Genomic DNA, 18,426 nt, shown 5'->3' with positions numbered 1-18,426 from the left:
CATGCGCACGCAACCGGTCACTCGTCTTGAGCCCCAACCACGGACAGGGTTAATTCGCTGTCCCGGTTGCGATCTTGTGTTGACCGGTTGCGAGACCGATTGGGATCACCTTGCCGTCTGCCCACGCTGCGCCACCAAATTGCAGCAGGGACGTCGATTATCGTTTAACGGTGAGTTGGCCATTGCGCTAACCGTACTGGTGCTATTTTTCCCCGCCCATGGGCTACCGCTGTTATCAATCAATCTATTAGGCAAGGATATTAGCGTATCGGTGCTGACTGGCGCGAACCTTCTATGGACCAGCTATCCCTTTGTCACTGCGCTGGTGGTCTTTTGTGCCAGCCTTGCACCACTCCTTTTTACCTTAGCCATTCTGGTCATGCACTTGGCGCGCCGTCACGGCAACATTCGCCTTTTCCGGCCTACCGTGACGCTAATTGACCACCTCCGTCATTGGGTCATGGCGGATGTGTTTATGGTTAGCTTGGCGATTGCGTGCTTTAAAATCCAAGACTACGCCGAGCTTCRCTTTTCATTGGGGCTCGCCTGCTACGCCACGCTACAAATTCTGCTTTCGGTGTTGCTTGTACGTGTTAATACTCGACGCTACTGGGATGCGTTCTTAGCCCCTAAACCTGTCACCAGTATCCATAATTTGATTCGTTGCGATCACTGTGGCTTGACGCAATACCACGGTACTCAAACCCATTGCCAACGTTGTGAGCGTCCCCTACACGTTCGCCTGCTACGCAGCGAGCAAAAAACATGGGCGTGTCTGCTCACCGCTGCGGTCTTTTTGTTGCCCGCCAACCTTTATCCAATCTCGATTTTCTTCTCGAACGGTATCCGACTCGAGGACACGATATTTTCTGGCGTTGCCAGCCTGATTAACAATGGTATGCCGGGAATAGCGGCGATAATTTTTACCGCCAGTATCATTGTGCCGGTAGCAAAGATTCTCGGACTTGGTTTCATTCTGATTAGTTTGCATACCTCTGTCGCCATTACACCTCGCCAACGCATGTGGCTGTATAGAAGCGTGAAATGGATTGGCAAGTGGTCAATGATGGACTTATTCGTGATTGCATTTATGGTCGCGCTCGTCGATCGTGGCCGCATTATGGACTTTACACCCGGCCCTGGCGCCATTGCTTTTGGTATTGTGGTGGTACTCACTATGCTGGCCACTGACCTCCTTGATACGCGTTTGATATGGGATCATCATGAGCGACAAACACGACGTACCGACGCCAACCATTAAGACTACCTATGGCCTTTCTCCTTTATGGATCTTGCCTATCTTGGCGCTAGGCTTAGCGGGATGGCTCGTTTTTCAATCCATTAATGAAGCCGGACAGCGGATTCAAATTCTATTCAGCGATGCGCAAGGCTTAGAAGCGGGACGAACAACCATTCGTTACCAAGGGCTAGAAGTCGGTAAGGTTCGCAATATCACCTTGGCGGATGATCTCAATGGTATTTATGTCGATGCCACGATTTATCCAGAGGCCAAGCAGTTACTGACGACCGGCAGTGAGTTCTGGTTAGTGAAACCACGCGCGTCGTTAACGGGGATCAGCGGCCTTGAAACACTGGTGTCGGGGAATTACATCGCCCTTCAGCCGGGAACGGGTGAACCTAGCCTTCACTTTACCGCACGTGATGAGCCCCCCGCTGAGATGACGGACAAAGCTGGCACGACCTTTACGCTCCACGCACCGACCTTGGGTTCGCTCAATATCGGCTCGCCACTTTATTATCGTAAAATCCAAGTCGGCGAAATCTACAGTTATCGTCTTGATGATGATAATCAAGGCGTCACCCTGTCTGCATTGATCAAACCTGAGTTCAGTGCGTTGGTGAAGCAAGACACGCGCTTTTGGTCCGTTAGTGGTTTGAAAGCGAATGTCGATCTGTCTGGGGTCGATGTTGAACTTGATAGTCTTGCCAGCTTGGTGGCCGGCGGTGTGACGTTTGATTCACCGAGTACCAGCCGACAAGCGTCGCATAATGATAGCTTTCGGTTATACCCAAGCCTGAGTGCGGCCGAACGTGGCCAAACCATTGAAATTGCTTTGCCCACCAACCACGGTATTCAAGGCGCTGGCGCCCGAGTGACCTATCAAGGACTGCAGATCGGTGAGATTACCGAGATTCGCATCGATCCTGACAGCCAAAACGCGTCTGCCACAGCCGCCATTGACCCAAGTATGCTGTGGCTGTTCAATCAAGAGACCCAAATCACCATCGAACAGCCACAGATTGGTCTTAACGGTCTTAAAAATATCGGCAACCTGGTGTTGGGGAACTTCTTATCCGTGGTGCCCGGCTCCCCTGATGCTCCGGCTGTTGATAGTCATTATCGCTTCTCAGCCAGCACGTGGCAGCAGCAACAAAAAGAGGCCGCCGATGCCTTGGTAGTTACGCTCGACGCCGATGACGCTTACGGCCTTACGCCTCGTACCAAAGTGCTCCATCGCGGCATTCAGGTGGGCTTTATTGACCACATCGGCCTCAACGAAAGTGACACCGTCACGATAAAAGCGGTGATCTATCCGCAATACCGCCACCTTGTCAAACAACAATCACAATTCTTTATATTAGGGGGAATTACCGGTGAGTTAAGCGGCAATGGGCTCGATGTGGTAGTGCCTGCTATGGAGCAAATCGCCGATCCCGCATTAAGCTTTACTAGCCAAGGCAAGCAAGGTGTACGCGATAGCTATCCGCTCTATACCTCACGTATCCAAGCCAAACACGCACGAGAAGACGCGCAAGGCAAAACCCGCTTTACCCTAGTGGCTGATGCACTGCCAAGCATTAACGAGGGCAGTCCGGTCATGTATCGCAATTTTATCGTCGGGCAAGTGGAAGGCTACCAGCTGAATGGCAAAAGCGTCACGATATCGATTGCCGTTAACAATCGCTATCGCCACCTGATAAACCGCGACACAGTATTTTGGAATCAATCCGGTCTCGACATCAAAGCCAACTTAAGTGGCGTAGAAATCAACACAGGCTCGCTTCGTTCTTTACTCAGTGGCGGTATCGCCTWTGGCTCTATGCCGGGCATTAGCAACAAACGCCAAGGCGACTGGAAGCTCTACCCCTCACGAAAAGACGCAGCACGTTACGGGGTCGATATTGTACTCAACACGGACGAAGCCAAAGGGTTAAAGGTTGGCAGCGCAATCCGCTATCAAGGGGTAGATGTTGGCGAGATTACCCAGCTAGAGCCGGATTTTAAGACTCAATCAGTCCGCGTGCACGGTCGTTTGTATCCTGAGTATAAAAATGAGCTCGCCCGTCAAGGGAGCTATTACTGGCTAACCCAGCCAGTACTCAGCCTAACAAAAACTGAGAACCTAGATTCTTTGTTTGGAACCTATATTTCAGTCGTGCCCGGTGCGGGCGAATTCAAGCAGCAATTCAAATTACATGCTTCACCCAAATACCCGCGGGGCCTGTCACTGGTGCTTGAAAGTGATGCACGTCATTCCATTACTGTTGGCACCCCAATCCTCTATCGCGATATGGAGGTAGGCACTGTCTCCAAAGTGCAATTGGGCGAGTTTGCTGACCGCGTTTTATTCAGTGTCCAGATCACGCCGCAGTATGCACATCTGGTGCGAGAAAACACGGTGTTTTGGAATCAATCCGGCGTGGATGTGTCGATTGGTTTGACCGGTGCCAACCTAAAAAGCGGCACCATTGATAGCCTACTGAAAGGTGGAATCGCCTTTGCAACGCCCGACACCTCTCCGTTAGCCCCCAAAGCTAACGACAAACGCCACTACTTGTTGCACCGTGAACCCAAAGCGGAATGGGTTGCATGGCGCACGGCGATCCCCAAGCCCTAGCGCTATTTTTTCGGGCAGCCATTTTCTTTGGCTGCCCTTTTTGAGCAAAATTACCGACTTTCTCCTCCCGCGACCTACACTCAAGACCAAGATCTGTTTACAATCTTGCGCTGCTAATTTTGAGTTAATCAACAAGAGATCCTGTTTTGCACCCCAATATCTCACTGCCAGAGGCTTTCTTAGCCCAAATACAGGCGACAATGCCCTCGCACCTCTCCATGGAGGAGTTTGTCGCTGCCTGTCAGCGTCCTCTGCGCCGCAGTATTCGTGTCAATACGTTAAAAATTTCCGTCGATGCATTTAAGCAACGTGCCGCAGAACATCATTGGACACTGACTCCCGTACCTTGGTGTGACACAGGGTTTTGGATTGAGCGACAAGACGATGACAAAGTGCCATTAGGCAATACGGCTGAACACATGGCGGGACTGTTTTACATTCAAGAAGCAAGCTCGATGATGCCGGTCACTGCCTTGCTGGCAGGCGAGCATGAACCGGGCCAAGCCCCTGATTGGCAGCATGTGCTTGATGTTGCGGCCGCGCCGGGCTCAAAAACCACGCAGTTGGCAGCCTCCATGCAAAACAGCGGTATTTTGGTCGCGAATGAGTTTTCAGCGAGCCGCATCAAAGGGCTACATGCCAATGTACAACGCTGTGGGGTAAGAAACGTTGCACTGACCCACTTTGATGGCCGTGTATTCGGCGGCTGGCTACCCGAGCAATTTGACGCCATTCTGCTCGACGCGCCCTGCTCTGGCGAAGGAACCATTCGCAAAGATCCTGATGCGATGAATAACTGGAGCCTTGCCTCAGTGGATGAGATTGCGCAGACCCAACAAGCTCTGATTGATAGCGCGTTTCACGCACTGAAACCAGGCGGCGTGCTGGTGTATTCAACCTGTACCTTGAACCACACCGAAAATCAGTCGGTTTGCCACTGGCTCAAGCAAACTTATGGTGACGCTGTCACTTTTGAGTCACTGAAGGATTTATTCCCGGGTGCCGAGCAAGCCCTAACCGACGAAGGCTTTTTACATCTCTACCCTCAGATTTTTGACAGCGAGGGCTTTTTTGTCGCCCGCATTCGTAAACATGCATCCGCCACTCCACCAAGTGTAAAAAAGCGACTGGGCAAATTTCCATTTTCACCGGCGAGTCAAAAAGACAGTCAACAGATAAGCGCCACCTTTAAAAAGGAACTTGGGCTATCGCTGCCGGATGCGGCCACGCTATGGTTGCGTGACAAAGAGGTATGGCTATTCCCTTCAGCTATCGAACCTATGTTAGGCGAAGTGAAGTTTGACCGCATTGGGATCAAGTTAGCCGAAACCCACCGCAAAGGTTATCGCTGGCAACACGAGGCGATTATCGCACTGAGCACCCAGTCACTCGCTGAATGTAAAACCATTGCGCTCACCAAGACACAAGCCGTTGAATGGTATCAAGGACGCGACATTTGGCCCGAGCAAACGCCAGAAAAAGGCGATGTCATTGTGACCTATCAAGGAGACGTGCTCGGACTCGGCAAATGGGTCGGCAATCGGATTAAAAATGGTCTACCTCGCGATCAAGTTCGCGATAGCAACTTGTTTTAATCGATATGAAATGGTGTTGATAATAGTTCGCAGGGAAAGAAACTGGCAAAGCTGTATTGATAAACTACACTTTAGTGGAATCACAACCTAAATTGGCATCTGGCTCCAATGAGCCCTTTCCCTGAGCTCGGAACAGGACGTTCCGAGCCTTTTTTTGTCTTGTCTTGCGTGACGCCGTCACTTAACGCGGTAAATGCCATCCGCTTCAATACGAATCTTGCGTTGCTTGTACAAGCCACCCAAGGTCTTTTTAAAGGTCGCTTTACTGGTGCGGAACAAGGCAAAAATCGCATCCGGGGAGCTTTTGTCGTTAAGCGGCAAAAATCCCCCTTTTTTATCTAGGGTTTGCAAAATTTTATCGCTTAAATCATCAACCCGCGCTTTACCGTGTTTCTGTAGAGCGAGATCCAACTTGCCATCGTCGCGCACCGTTTTCACAAACGCACTCAACTTCTTACCGATAAACAGCTTCCCGAACGCTTCAGCGCGATAAATAAGCCCCCAGTGCTGATTATTCACCACACACTTAAAGCCGAGATCCGTGATATCCGTAATGATTACCGACACTTTGTCGCCCGCTTTTAAACGCGGCTTTTCGTCGCTGATAAACTTGTTGAATTTGCGGCTAGCGACGATACGGCCCGAGGCTTTATCCGTGTAGACGCGAACCACATAAGGTTTACCCTCTTCCATTCGCGTACGTTGCTCACTAAAAGGCACCAACAAGTCTTTGCTCAAGCCCCAATCGACAAATGCGCCGACCGAATTGACACCAACACAGCGCAAAGACGCAAACTCGCCCACTTGCGCCAATGGCGTTTCAGTAGTGGCGATAATATCGTCTTCGGAATCGAAATAGATAAACACCTTGAGCTCGTCGCCGACACGGGTATTTTCAGGGACGTACCGGGTTGGCAGCAAAATATTGCCGAACTCATCACCATCAAGAAACACCCCGAAGTCTGCCTGCTTCACTACCGTCAATGTGTTGTATTGGCCTAGTTTAATCATTGTCTCAACGCTGTAGAAAGTAATGGCGGTGAGTATACGCAATTTCATCTTGATATGCGCAGCCAAAACACCACTCAAACGGATAAAAATCCATCAAGCACTGCCTATTTCCCGCTATACCCTTACTTTCTGTCTCTTGTTAGCGACGCAATCCCTGTTAGGCTTGAGTGAAGACCATAGGGGGAATCATGGCAGTATTTAACGGCTCACATATCAGCTTTAGTTTTAGCCAGCTTGGCAGTGCATTTGGCGAACACGTCACGCCAACCGCGCTCGAAAACGGTCGGCTTTTCACCTATAACGCCGAAGTGGCAAAACAGCTTGGATTGAATGAATCCGAGCTCACCTCGGAAGCGTTTCGGGCGATTTTATCCGCAGAGCAGCCGTTAGCCGGCCGAACACCGTTTGCGATGAAATACACCGGTCACCAGTTTGGTCAATATAACCCCGCGCTCGGTGATGGCCGTGGTGTCTTGTTAGGGGAATGGCGCGATGCCGATGGCACCTTGTGGGATTGGCACCTAAAGGGGGCAGGAAAAACGCCATACAGCCGCCACGGTGATGGACGTGCGGTGTTACGCTCGACGCTCCGTGAGTATCTCGCCAGTGCCGCCATGACAGGGCTCAACATTCCGACCACACAGGCACTTGCGATGGCCACCAGCGACACCCCAGTCATGCGCGAGCGCATCGAAACTGCCGCAACGCTACTTCGCGTTACCGAGAGTCACGTCCGTTTTGGTCACTTCGAGTACTTGTTTTACAGTCAGCAGCATGAGGCGCTAGGCACGCTGGCCGACTATGTGATTGCACGTCATTTCCCTGAACTGGCCGAGGCTGAGACCCCCTATGCCGCATTGCTACAAGAAATTGTCGAGCGAACGGCGGACATGATTGCCCAGTGGCAAGCCATCGGCTTTAACCACGGAGTGATGAATACCGATAATATGTCGATTCTCGGCCAGACCTTCGATTACGGCCCTTATGCCTTTTTAGACGATTTCGATCCAGGTTATATCTGCAACCATTCTGATTACAGTGGTCGCTATGCGTTTAATCAGCAACCTGCCATCGCACTTTGGAATCTGTCCGCACTGGGCTATGCCTTTACGCCTCTCGTGGATAAGGATGTGATTAACGATATTCTTGGCGGCTTTGAACATCGACTACACGTTGCCTATAGCCGCGCCATGCGCGACAAGCTGGGCTTGTCCGACGCACAGCCATCAGACAGTGACTTGTTTAATCAGCTCTTTGCATTGCTAGAGGAAAACCAAACCGACTATACGTGCTTTTTCTATCAACTCAGTCAGTATCGCGGTGACGCACTCCTAACGGCCGGCACCCTGAACCAGTTCAAACCCATCTGCCAAGACACACAGGCATTAACCGAGTGGCTATCCGCGTACCAACAGCGCGTGCATACACTGGATGATTCGACTCGTTTGGCCTGCATGCAACGCACCAATCCAAAGTATATTTTACGCAACTATTTGGCTCAAGCGGCCATCGAGGCGGCTGAAAAAGGCGACTTACAACCAACCCATGACTTAATGACGGTACTTGCCCATCCCTTTGATGAGCACCCGTCGCTCGCGCACTTGGCCAACCCGCCAACAGATGACAATAAAGGCCTCGCATTGAGCTGTTCGTCCTAACTATCGGTGACTGATGACGGGCAAAAAATTAGCTCGTCGTCAGCCCTAACCAGCATTTTTCTGGTCAAAATCGCCTTAAAAACGCTACGGATATCACATTCATGCTTTCAAGGGCCGCGATTTTTGCTATCTTACTGGCTTCGCAACAGATTAAGATGTGAGGAAGGCTGTCCTCTATGCCACTGAAAACCGATGAACTTCGCACCCGCGTGGTTGATACCATGCCCACGCCCGCAGAGGTGGAAGCCGCCCACCCCATCAGCGACAATGTTGCTCACCATATTACTGCTTCGCGTCATGCAATCAGCCAAATTCTTAATGGCCATGACCCGCGCCTGCTTGTGGTGATTGGGCCTTGCTCCGTGCACGATCCTGACGCTGCACGCGAGTACGCCAAACGGTTAAAAGGATTGGCAGAGACTTACTCCGATCAGTTACTGATTGTCATGCGTACCTACTTTGAAAAGCCGCGCACGGTTGTCGGTTGGAAAGGTTTGATAAACGATCCTCACCTTGATGGGAGCGGTGATATTCGTGCTGGGCTGTTCACTGCCCGTGAGTTGTTACTCGATATCAATAAAATGGGTTTACCCACTGCGACCGAGTTTCTCGATATGATCACCGGCCAATATATTGCCGACTTGATCAGCTGGGGGGCCATCGGTGCGCGTACAACCGAGTCTCAAATCCATCGCGAAATGGCATCCGCCTTGTCTTGCCCAGTAGGGTTTAAGAATGGCACTGATGGCAATATTCGTATCGCTGTCGATGCCATTCGTGCGAGCCGTGAGTCACACCTGTTTTGCTCGCCAGACAAGCATGGCACTATGACCATTTATCGCACAGCGGGTAACCCTGATGGCCACGTTATTTTACGTGGCGGCCATCAACCCAATTACTACCAAAAAGATGTGCAAGCGGCCTCAGAAACCTTATCGAGCTTCGGGTTGCCGGCCAAATTAGTGGTAGACTTTAGCCATGGCAACTGCCAGAAACAGCATCGCCGTCAGTTAGATGTCGCAGARGATATTGCGACGCAACTGGCTAACGGAWGTACCGCCATTGCGGGTATTATGGCAGAAAGCTTTTTAGAAGAAGGCAACCAACCTATGGGTGATAGCGCGTCGCGCCGATATGGCCAGTCTATTACCGACCCTTGCCTTGGCTGGCAGGATACTGAACGCTTGCTTGAGCGACTGGCCACTGCAAGTGCTAAGCGACATCAAGCCTATTAATTATTTATCAGCGACATGACATCCGTCATGTGAGAAAAGGACAGAACTATGCCCTCTTTTGATATTGTGTCTGAAATCGACAAGGTTGAATTGAAGAACGCCGTAGATAATGCAAGTCGCGAACTGGCGACGCGTTTTGATTTTCGTGGCGTTGAAGCGAGCTTCGAGCTGGACAAAGAAACCGTGAAAGTCATTGCAGAGGCAGATTTCCAACTCAACCAGATGATGGATATCCTGCGTAATAACCTTGCCAAACGTGGCGTGGATTCGCGTGCCATGGATATTCAAGATATGGTGCACTCAGGCAAAAGCTTCTCGCAGCAAGTGAAATTCAAAAATGGCATTGAAACCCCCGTTGCCAAGAAAATCACTAAAGCAATCAAAGACGCCAAAATGAAAGTACAAACACAAATTCAAGGCGAACAAGTCAGAGTAACCGGTAAAAAACGCGATGATCTTCAAGCGGTGATTCAGCTGGTAAAAGACAGTGATTTTGAGCAGCCGTTCCAGTTCGAAAACTTTCGCGACTAATGTGCAACATCGGCCACAAAAAACGGGCCATTTGGCCCGTTTTGCTTGTAAAGACAGTGTCGTTATCAGCTAACACTACTTATACTGGCCTTTGATTTCATCGAGCGCCCCGCTTGCAATCGCTTTATCTACCCCAGCTTGCAATTTCTCTACATAGCTATCAGGGGTGCTTTTGCTCAGGCTATAATACAATTGCGCTTCACTCAGCACATACACCACTTCAAACTGACTTGTGTCCACATTGTTTTGACTCATGATGAAGGAGCTGACGTTTTCTTCATACGCCCACATATCTACGCGGCCCGCCGCGAGCTGTTTAGCCAGCAAGTCTGCTTTAGGTGAGAGACGCAATGCGTTATCGCTAACGCCTAGGCTGCGCAACAAATGCTCACCGACATCGTCACGTACCACCCCAACTTTGTAGTTGGCAAAGTCGCTGCCGCTGTTGATGGTGATCCCTTTACTTTTCGGTGCCCACACGACAATTTTGGTATCTGTGATGGGACCCACCCACTTAAACTTATCTTCGCGCTCTTCCGTTCGGGTGGTTGAAAACAGTACCGTGTTTGGATCAGACAATGCGGTGGCATAGCCACGCGCCCAAGGTTGGATCTTAACTTGATCACGAGTAATCGGCTCACCCGCTGCTTCGGTAGCCGCTTCAAGGAAATCCACGGCAATCCCTTTTAACTGCCCGTTCTCCTCATAGTTAAAAGGGGGGTAAACCTCAGTGATATAATTCAAGTCGCTTAGGTTGGCAGCAACTGTCGTAGTTGAAAACACCAGTAAACTGGCGGCGATGAGTGACTTCATTGGACTACCTCTTTGTTGTTCATTCCATAAAAACAGACGCCCAGCCAATATTATTATTCGGGTAACCCGTACTTATATGTGACGCCATTTCTTGGTTGCCACAACATGGTGTTCATGCGGTTGTGGTTTAACCCCATACAAGCACCGTGCTAACCGTTATCACTGGTGAGTATAGTCAGCGAAAAATCACCCTGCGTAATTTTAAACACGGCTGTGAGCTATTCCCCAGTTTTGTTTTCTGACAATTCAACACCTTGATGCATATAGCGATATCTCATGCTTGCGCGTTAGTACAAATGTTCACGCCCTGCTAACGCAAAAACATGATGTGTTGACGCCCACATCTACGCAAAAAAGTTGAATTGGGTCACCATTAATGACTAAACTTTACCCCTTGTTTCATATAATTGCTCAATTAGGCCGCATTAATAATGCGTACTTTAACGATTAAGGTTATCGAGTGAGCAATAAAGTCAGTCATATTCCAGCCTGGACAATGCCGAGTCTGATAATCCATGAATAATCAAAAGCGACCTCTTTACATTCCCTATGCGGGGCCTGCGTTACTCGAAACCCCGCTTCTCAACAAAGGCAGTGCGTTTAGCGTCGAAGAACGTAAGTTTTTTAACCTCGAGGGCTTGCTACCCGATGCCATTGAAACCATTGAAGAGCAGACCGAGCGCGCCTACCAGCAGTACCAACGCTTTGAAAACGATATCGATAAACACATTTACTTGCGCAATATTCAAGATACCAACGAGACATTATTTTATCGTTTAGTGTCGAACCACATCACCGAAATGATGCCAATCATTTATACGCCAACGGTCGGTGCTGCCTGCGAGAACTTCTCTAATATTTATCGTCGAGGCCGTGGGCTTTTTATCTCTTATCCAAACCGCGATCGAATTGATGATGTTTTAAACAACGCATCACGTCACAACGTGAAAGTGATTGTCGTTACCGACGGTGAGCGAATTCTTGGTCTTGGCGACCAAGGCATCGGCGGCATGGGCATTCCAATCGGAAAGCTGTCTTTGTACACCGCGTGTGGGGGCATTAGCCCAGCGTACACGCTTCCAATCGTGCTCGATGTAGGCACCAACAATCCACAACGTCTGTCAGATCCTATGTACATGGGGTGGCGCCATACTCGGATCAGCGGTCAAGATTACGACGACTTTATTGAAGAATTCATCCAAGCGGTGCAGCGTCGCTGGCCGGATGCACTCATTCAGTTTGAAGACTTCGCACAGAAAAATGCGATGCCTATTCTTGAGCGATACAAAGACAAAGTGTGCTGTTTTAACGACGATATCCAAGGGACGGCCGCCGTCACCGTGGGTTCGTTAATTGCTGCCTGTAAAGCCGCTGGCACTAAGCTCTCCGAGCAGCGTATCACCTTCCTTGGAGCAGGTTCTGCCGGCTGTGGCATTGCTGAAGCCATCATTGCCCAAATGGTGTCGGAAGGGATTTCCGATCAAGAAGCGCGTGCGCGTGTCTTTATGGTTGATCGCTGGGGCTTACTCATTGATGCCATGCCAAACCTACTCGACTTCCAGCAAAAACTGGTTCAAAAGAGCAGCGCATTAAAAGACTGGCAATTAGAAGACAATAATATCTCACTGTTGGATGTGGTACGTAATGCCCAGCCAACCGTGCTCATTGGTGTCTCTGGGGCGCCGGGCCTCTTTACCGAAGAGGTTATTAAGGCCATGCATGATAATTGTAAACGGCCGATTATCTTCCCCCTATCAAACCCAACCAGCCGGGTCGAAGCCACTCCCTTTGACATTCTTCGCTGGACAGACGGGCAAGCACTGGTTGCGACGGGTAGTCCGTTTGAACCCGTGCGCCTAGACAATGGTAAAACCTTCCCAATCGCGCAATGTAACAACAGCTATATCTTCCCGGGTATCGGCCTTGGTGTCCTTGCAGTGGACGCCACTCGCGTGACCGATGGCATGTTAATGGCCTCTTCACGTGCACTTGCTGAATGTTCGCCATTAGCGAAGCGCGGCACCGGTGCCTTACTTCCTTCGCTGGAAGACATTACTTATGTGTCAAAGCAAATTGCTTTTGCGGTTGCGAAACAGGCGATTGAAGAAGGCGTTGCCGCCGAGCTGTCTGATGAGGCATTGAAAAAACGCATTGATGATAGCTTCTGGGAACCCAGATACCGTGAGTATAAACGCACATCGTTTTAACCAGCGGTTGACACAAAAAGCTCCTTTCGAGGAGCTTTTTTTGCTAGGATTCCATTCACTTGAGGCGCCAACCTTGACGCCTTATCCGCATGGTATTTCTGAAAAGGACAGTAAGTAGTATGGCGATCCGGCGCCTCGCACGATTGGTGTTTATCGCAGTGATTTTCGCACTGGTTACTATGGTAGCTAGTGACTTAGCGATCACACTCAATGCGCGTGACCGCGTTTRCACCAACGTCGACGCCCTGCCCAAACGCCAAGTGGCATTAGTGCTTGGTACCAGCAAGTATATTGGTAAAACCCCGAATCCTTACTATACCCACCGCATCGAGGCCGCAGAGGCACTGTATAAAGCGAACAAGGTGAGTCATTTACTCTTAAGCGGCGATAATGCGCACCGCTCCTATAATGAACCTTGGACCATGAAGCGCGATCTACTGAAAGCTGGGATCGCAGACGACGCAATTCACCTCGATTATGCTGGTTTTCGTACACTCGACTCCGTGGTTCGAGCCAAAACGGTGTTTAGCTTGGCCCGCTTTACCGTCGTCAGCCAGCAGTTTCACTGTGAGCGAGCCTTATTTCTTGCTGACGTGAACAATATTGATGCGATTTGCTATGCCGTAGCAAGCCCACAAGGCTGGGCTGGCATAAAGATCCGTTTGCGTGAAGTGCTCGCACGCACTAAAGCCGTGTTAGATAGCTTTATCCTTAATGTGAAACCTAAGTTTACCGGCCCGAAAGAGCCAATTGATGGTGTCACTGCTACCGAATCGTAAATGGGTACAAATCCACCCTTTCTTTCTCTTTCCTCTCACAAATTTCACATCTTTTTAATCAAGCGTTCAAAAAGTAGCGTGCAATCGATTAACACCCTTTTCAATAAGGCGTATATTAGCGCCGTCTGACACAGCAGGTTCTGTGCAGCGTTTAAAACATAATAATACGTGCCGCATTGCACGATGACGTTACAACAAAAAGGAAGCCCTATGGATGTGCAATCTTTGACCTCCCAATCCTCCGGGTTGGATAGAAAAGCGTGGATCCTATTTGCCGATATCGCACTCTTTTTCGCGCTGTACTATAGCCTCCCCTTTGACCCTCAAGTGACCACAGGTCTTAGCCTGCTCGTCTTTATCGCGGTGCTCTGGCTAACTGAAGCTATCCATGTCAGCATCACTGCCATTCTCGTTCCCATTCTGGCGGTCGTCTTAGGAGTATTTGAATCCCCTGCGGCGATGGCGAATTTTGCTAACCCTATCATTTTCCTATTCTTGGGTGGCTTTGCCCTTGCCGCGGCATTGCAGGCCCAAGGGCTGGATCAAGCCATCGCCAATAAGGTACTGACGGTCGCGAAAGGAAAAATGTCCGTCGCCGTGATGATGTTGTTTGGGGTCACCGCGGCCTTGTCAATGTGGATAAGCAACACCGCTACCACGGCGATGATGCTGCCGCTTGTACTCGGCATTTTACGTAAAGTCAGTAACCAAAAAGATCATGGAACCTACGTGTTTGTGTTACTGGGGATTGCTTATTGCGCGAGTATCGGCGGGATTGCGACCATCGTCGGCAGCCCACCCAATGCGATTGCTGCAGCAGAAGCGGGACTGAATTTTGTTGGTTGGATGAAAATCGGATTGCCTATCACCTTGGTATTGCTGCCGATCGCCGTCTTGGTGCTCTATGTGCTGACCAAGCCTAATTTAAGCCATGCATTTGAGGCAGAGAAACGCCAATTCGAATGGACGCTGCCTCGCTTAGTCACCATGGGCATTTTTGCACTCACCGTCGCAGCATGGATCTTTAGCAAACCACTGAACAGCCTACTAGGCGGCCTCAGTAAGTTTGACTCCATCGTCGCGTTGTCTGCCATTGTGCTGCTGGGGGCTACCCGTGTCGTGAAATGGAAGGAGATCGAAAAGACTGCTGATTGGGGCGTTTTGCTCCTTTTCGGTGGCGGGATTTGTCTAAGCAACGTACTCAAAGCCACTGGGACAAGCCTATTTTTGGCTAACCACCTAAGCAGCGCCCTTACCGGCTCTGGCATCTTCTTCACCATGTTAGGTGTCGTCGCCTTTGTGATTTTCCTGACGGAATTTGCCAGCAATACCGCCAGTGCTGCCTTACTCGTCCCTGTGTTTGCCACTATTGCAGAAGCGTTAGGTGTTTCCCCTGTGGCGCTATCTGCACTGATTGCGATTGCAGCATCCTGTGCCTTTATGCTGCCGGTCGCGACACCGCCAAACGCCATTGTTTTTGGTTCCGGTCATATCGAACAGCGTGACATGATGCGTATTGGTTTGTACCTAAACATTATTTGTATCATGGTTTTAGCCGTCTTTACTTGGTTATTCTGGTAACCCTGTTCAATCACACTACCTAGCATATGCGCTAGGTAGTGTTTTTCTCCTCTACTCTCACCCCGAAATTGTTTCAATAGAGTTTCAGGTTTACACTATTGCGACGCTTCATTAACCGTAACTAACTATGGCATTTGCAGAAATTACAGGCTGGGGAAAATGTCTTCCTCCGGCGGTGCTGACCAATGATGACCTCAGCACAATTATTGAAACAAACGATGAGTGGATCCGCTCCCGCACCGGTATTGAGTCACGCCGAGTCAGTCATGTTGAAACCTCAGATCTTGCCACCGTGGCCGCTCAACGTGCGCTGGCCGCTGCTGGGATTGAGGCAGCGCAGCTTGATCTACTGATTGTTGCAACCTGCTCACCGGATACCTTAATTCCCAATATTGCCTCTAAAGTACAAGGTAATCTTGGTGCAGTGCGCGCGGCGGCATTTGATATGAATGCGGCCTGCACCGGCTTTCTCTATGGCCTAGAAACCGCAACCAAGATGCTCCAAGCTGGCCATTATCAGCATGCGCTGATCATCGGGGCAGAACACTTAACGTGGTACCTCGACTGGAGCAAACGTGATACTGCGGTGTTATTCGGTGATGGCGCTGGCGCGGTGGTTATTAGTCAAACCGATCAAGAAGTGGGCCTTCTCGACGCACAGCTCGGATGCGACTCAGCAGGACGCGATGTGTTGGCAATTCCTGCTTTTGGCACCGCGATGGACAGATTTGATCCGCAAAATGGTCACTTCGCGTTTGACTTTAGCGGCCGCGACATTTTTAAACGGGCTGTAAAAGGAATGGGGGCTGCCGCGAACCAAGTGTTATCGCGTAATCAGCTCAGCGCGGAACAAATTGACGTGGTGGTTCCTCACCAAGCCAATAAACGCATTATTGAAGCACTTTGTGACCACGCAGGCATTAGCCTAGATAAAGCATTTGTGAATATTCAGCACTATGGCAACACCTCGGCAGCAACCATTCCTATCGCACTCTGCGAAGCGGTGGAACAAGGTGTAGTGAAACCCCATAGCCAATTACTGACCGCCGCGTTTGGTGCTGGTTTAACTTGGGGAGCGGGATTGATTCGTTGGGGTGAACGCACCACGCCACTGCAACAATCGGATGCGGAATTACCCGCCACAGATAAAACCGCGCTGGAGCTACTTGCCTACGCGGTTGATCAATGTCAGAACCGCCAAGCCTAGCCCCAACGCTTGGTGCATCCGCACTCGCTAAAAAAAGCCGACAATCAAGTCGGCTTTTTGCTGTGTATTTTATCAGGCGTTGCTTAGTGAGCGAGATGCAAAAACGCCGCCCCGCGTACGCCACCAGAATCACCGTGCTGTGCTTTCATCAGCATCGGTGGTTTTGCCGCGGACAAAAGGTGATGAGGAAGACGTTTGGGCAGCTCGTGATAAATTTCATCAAAGTTAGACAAACCACCGCCTAGTACCACCATATCGGGATCAAACGCGGTTAACAGCCCACCAAAGCACATCGCCAACACATCAAAAAAGCGGTCAACAAACGCAACGGCATTCGTTTCGCCTAACCGGTATTGCTCGATGATCTCAACGGCAGATAGCGGCGCGTAATAATGGGCATAAAGTTGTTCAAACCCGCGTCCTGACAAGTAGTTATCGAGACAACCTTGATTACCACATCCACAGGCAAACATGGGTGGTTTATCCCCCAAGCGTAGCCAGGCATCAATAGGCATGCGCATATGACCCACTTCACCGGCCATTTGGTTTTTACCGTTGACCACCTTACCGTTAATCACCAAGCCACCACCAAACCCGGTACCCAGAATCAAACCAAGCACGGTTTTCGCTTCTTTGGCTTGCTCATCCCACGCTTCCGATAGCGCGAAGCAATTGGCGTCATTGCTCACCCGAACCTCGCGACCGACGCGCGCTTCTAAATCCGCTCGCAAGTGCATACCGTTTGCTGCTGGCACATTCACGGTTAACACCGTGCCGTCTGCCGATTCTGATCCGGGAATGCCAATCCCCACTGTCCCCTTTTCGCCGAACGTCGCGTCGTACTTTTCGACCAACATGGCAAGGGTATCAATCAGGGCTGCGTAATCCTTAGTCGGTGTCGCATAGCGCTCAGTTGCTACACGATTGAGTTGTTTATCGAAGGCGCCAAATTCAATTTTGGTTCCGCCCACATCAAAGCCGTAATACATGGCCCAGCCACCTTTGTGTGTCGTTATTTATACAAATTATTATTCAGCAAACGGTCATAAATGTCCGTGAGCCGCAACATATTTCGTTACTTTAGAACAAGATATTTTATTCCGCGTAAGATGTTTGGTCACGCATCGCTATAAACTGGGTTAACGCATCTCCCTCAGGTAAGGTTTTTTGTCGCTTCCCAGCAATATAGCGTTCGCGAAAGACATCAAACCACTGGCTTAAATGCACCGCAGCTCGGCGGTCACCCGCGTTTTCGAGCACGTGCGCTGCCACTTCTGCGGTCGCTAATTGGTTCTCTCCGTGTGCGTCACGGACTCGATAGCGTGATAATGCCTCAGGTTGAATACTCAAAACCGGAAAACGATCAAGCCAAGGGCTTTTTCTAAAGATTTTCTTCGCTTCTCGCCATGTGCCATCAATGACCACAAATAACGGACGTTTACCGCTAGGATGAGGCTTTGGGGAAGAAACAACGCGAGACGGCTCAGCATATTGGGCGGGAAACACAATATAAGGCTGGTAAGCGGGATCGGCTAATCGCGTCAGCATCTCAGGATCTGGCTCAGTACGCGACCAAATATACGCCGAGGTATCAGGGATACAGTCAGCAATGAGTCGCCCCGTGTTACTCGGCTTGAGAACTTCGTCATCGTACATGATCAACATAAACGCGGCGTTAGTCTCACACTGGCGACGGTATTCACACACACAATAGTGGCGAACTAACATGCATTGGGTACAACGTTCAACACCTGCACCTCGGGCAAGATAAGGTCGTGTGGCGCGAGCAAGGCGCCTCTCGTATAAGCGGTGAACGGCATGGGAAGGGGTTGCGTCAGACATAAGGCAAGCAGGCAATAACGATAAAGGTGCCTATTATACGCAAAGTAAAATGGGATGCAGTGCTGAAAGAGGTTGTGCTGACAGGAAAAGAGCCCAGTCAACACTGA

14 protein-coding genes are annotated in these 18,426 nt (G+C 50.2%); 10 read left to right on the top strand and 4 right to left on the bottom strand.

The genetic code is table 11. From position 1 onward, the window contains the following. Position 1 precedes the first annotated feature (1 nt). The 3 genes from BZJ17_RS06150 (at position 2) to rsmF (ending at position 5,455) form a co-directional block, all read left to right on the top strand. A complete protein-coding gene (locus BZJ17_RS06150) occupies positions 2–1,261 on the top strand; it encodes a paraquat-inducible protein A (protein ID WP_077640133.1) in 1,260 nt (419 codons plus the stop codon). Beyond that, complete coding sequence (locus BZJ17_RS06145) at positions 1,224–3,860, top strand: MlaD family protein (protein WP_077640132.1); 2,637 nt, start codon at positions 1,224–1,226, stop codon at positions 3,858–3,860. The genes BZJ17_RS06150 and BZJ17_RS06145 overlap by 38 nt, the downstream gene beginning before the upstream one ends. A 146-nt stretch (positions 3,861–4,006) precedes the next feature. Further along, positions 4,007–5,455: a 16S rRNA (cytosine(1407)-C(5))-methyltransferase RsmF gene (gene rsmF, locus BZJ17_RS06140; RefSeq protein ID WP_077640131.1), complete on the top strand. Its 1,449-nt coding sequence runs from the start codon at positions 4,007–4,009 to the stop codon at positions 5,453–5,455. A 177-nt stretch (positions 5,456–5,632) separates the two neighbouring features. Here rsmF and BZJ17_RS06135 read toward each other — a convergent pair whose 3' ends face one another. Further along, on the bottom strand, positions 5,633–6,466 hold the full coding sequence (locus tag BZJ17_RS06135; RefSeq protein WP_077479166.1) for a S1-like domain-containing RNA-binding protein: 834 nt from the start codon (positions 6,464–6,466) through the stop codon (positions 5,633–5,635). A 188-nt stretch (positions 6,467–6,654) separates the two neighbouring features. Between BZJ17_RS06135 and BZJ17_RS06130 the strand changes: the two genes are divergently transcribed. From BZJ17_RS06130 to BZJ17_RS06120, 3 genes are all read left to right on the top strand, one after another. Continuing rightward, positions 6,655–8,124, top strand: a complete 1,470-nt coding sequence (locus tag BZJ17_RS06130; protein WP_108743786.1) for a protein adenylyltransferase SelO — start codon at positions 6,655–6,657, stop codon at positions 8,122–8,124. Between the two features lie 176 nt (positions 8,125–8,300). Continuing rightward, positions 8,301–9,359 (top strand): 3-deoxy-7-phosphoheptulonate synthase, encoded by a 1,059-nt coding sequence (locus tag BZJ17_RS06125; RefSeq protein WP_077640129.1) that lies wholly within the window; start codon positions 8,301–8,303, stop codon positions 9,357–9,359. 48 nt (positions 9,360–9,407) lie between these two features. Beyond that, on the top strand, positions 9,408–9,890 hold the full coding sequence (locus BZJ17_RS06120) for a YajQ family cyclic di-GMP-binding protein (protein WP_077457015.1): 483 nt from the start codon (positions 9,408–9,410) through the stop codon (positions 9,888–9,890). 75 nt (positions 9,891–9,965) lie between these two features. On the opposite strand, the gene BZJ17_RS06115 is transcribed toward BZJ17_RS06120, so the two are convergent. Further along, positions 9,966–10,703 carry a transporter substrate-binding domain-containing protein gene (locus BZJ17_RS06115; protein WP_077640128.1) on the bottom strand — a complete coding sequence of 246 codons (738 nt, stop codon included), beginning with the start codon at positions 10,701–10,703 and terminating at the stop codon, positions 9,966–9,968. A 515-nt stretch (positions 10,704–11,218) separates the two neighbouring features. Between BZJ17_RS06115 and BZJ17_RS06110 the strand changes: the two genes are divergently transcribed. From BZJ17_RS06110 to BZJ17_RS06095, 4 genes are all read left to right on the top strand, one after another. Continuing rightward, the gene (locus BZJ17_RS06110) at positions 11,219–12,910 is read left to right on the top strand and encodes an NAD-dependent malic enzyme (protein ID WP_069588539.1); all 1,692 of its coding nucleotides are present in this window, start codon (positions 11,219–11,221) and stop codon (positions 12,908–12,910) included. A gap of 119 nt (positions 12,911–13,029) precedes the next feature. Beyond that, entirely contained in the window at positions 13,030–13,689 is a 660-nt protein-coding gene (locus BZJ17_RS06105) for an ElyC/SanA/YdcF family protein (protein ID WP_077640127.1), read from the top strand. Between the two features lie 210 nt (positions 13,690–13,899). Next, positions 13,900–15,270 (top strand): DASS family sodium-coupled anion symporter, encoded by a 1,371-nt coding sequence (locus BZJ17_RS06100; protein ID WP_077640126.1) that lies wholly within the window; start codon positions 13,900–13,902, stop codon positions 15,268–15,270. 127 nt (positions 15,271–15,397) lie between these two features. Beyond that, on the top strand, positions 15,398–16,477 hold the full coding sequence (locus BZJ17_RS06095) for a ketoacyl-ACP synthase III (protein WP_077640125.1): 1,080 nt from the start codon (positions 15,398–15,400) through the stop codon (positions 16,475–16,477). Between the two features lie 83 nt (positions 16,478–16,560). Here the strand turns inward: BZJ17_RS06095 and nagK are convergent, their stop codons facing one another. Both nagK and BZJ17_RS06085 read right to left on the bottom strand, forming a co-directional pair. Further along, entirely contained in the window at positions 16,561–17,466 is a 906-nt protein-coding gene (gene nagK / locus BZJ17_RS06090) for an N-acetylglucosamine kinase (RefSeq protein WP_077640124.1), read from the bottom strand. Positions 17,467–17,572: 106 nt separating this feature from the next. Continuing rightward, on the bottom strand, positions 17,573–18,319 hold the full coding sequence (locus BZJ17_RS06085; RefSeq protein WP_077640123.1) for a tRNA-uridine aminocarboxypropyltransferase: 747 nt from the start codon (positions 18,317–18,319) through the stop codon (positions 17,573–17,575). Positions 18,320–18,426: the final 107 nt, after the last annotated feature.

The organism is Salinivibrio sp. IB574, assembly GCF_001996205.1.
Lineage (GTDB): Bacteria > Pseudomonadota > Gammaproteobacteria > Enterobacterales > Vibrionaceae > Salinivibrio > Salinivibrio proteolyticus.
This window is presented reverse-complemented; position numbering and strand designations above follow the sequence as displayed.

Excerpts from the sequence above, each read along its gene's own strand:
- nagK (WP_077640124.1), bottom strand. The coding sequence starts at position 17,466 with ATGTATTACGGCTTTGATGTGGGCGGAACCAAAATTGAATTTGGCGCC.
- BZJ17_RS06095 (WP_077640125.1), top strand. The coding sequence starts at position 15,398 with ATGGCATTTGCAGAAATTACAGGCTGGGGAAAATGTCTTCCTCCGGCG.
- BZJ17_RS06115 (WP_077640128.1), bottom strand. The coding sequence starts at position 10,703 with ATGAAGTCACTCATCGCCGCCAGTTTACTGGTGTTTTCAACTACGACA.
- BZJ17_RS06120 (WP_077457015.1), top strand. The coding sequence starts at position 9,408 with ATGCCCTCTTTTGATATTGTGTCTGAAATCGACAAGGTTGAATTGAAG.
- BZJ17_RS06100 (WP_077640126.1), top strand. The coding sequence starts at position 13,900 with ATGGATGTGCAATCTTTGACCTCCCAATCCTCCGGGTTGGATAGAAAA.
- BZJ17_RS06085 (WP_077640123.1), bottom strand. The coding sequence starts at position 18,319 with ATGTCTGACGCAACCCCTTCCCATGCCGTTCACCGCTTATACGAGAGG.
- BZJ17_RS06135 (WP_077479166.1), bottom strand. The coding sequence starts at position 6,466 with ATGATTAAACTAGGCCAATACAACACATTGACGGTAGTGAAGCAGGCA.
- BZJ17_RS06130 (WP_108743786.1), top strand. The coding sequence starts at position 6,655 with ATGGCAGTATTTAACGGCTCACATATCAGCTTTAGTTTTAGCCAGCTT.
- BZJ17_RS06110 (WP_069588539.1), top strand. The coding sequence starts at position 11,219 with ATGAATAATCAAAAGCGACCTCTTTACATTCCCTATGCGGGGCCTGCG.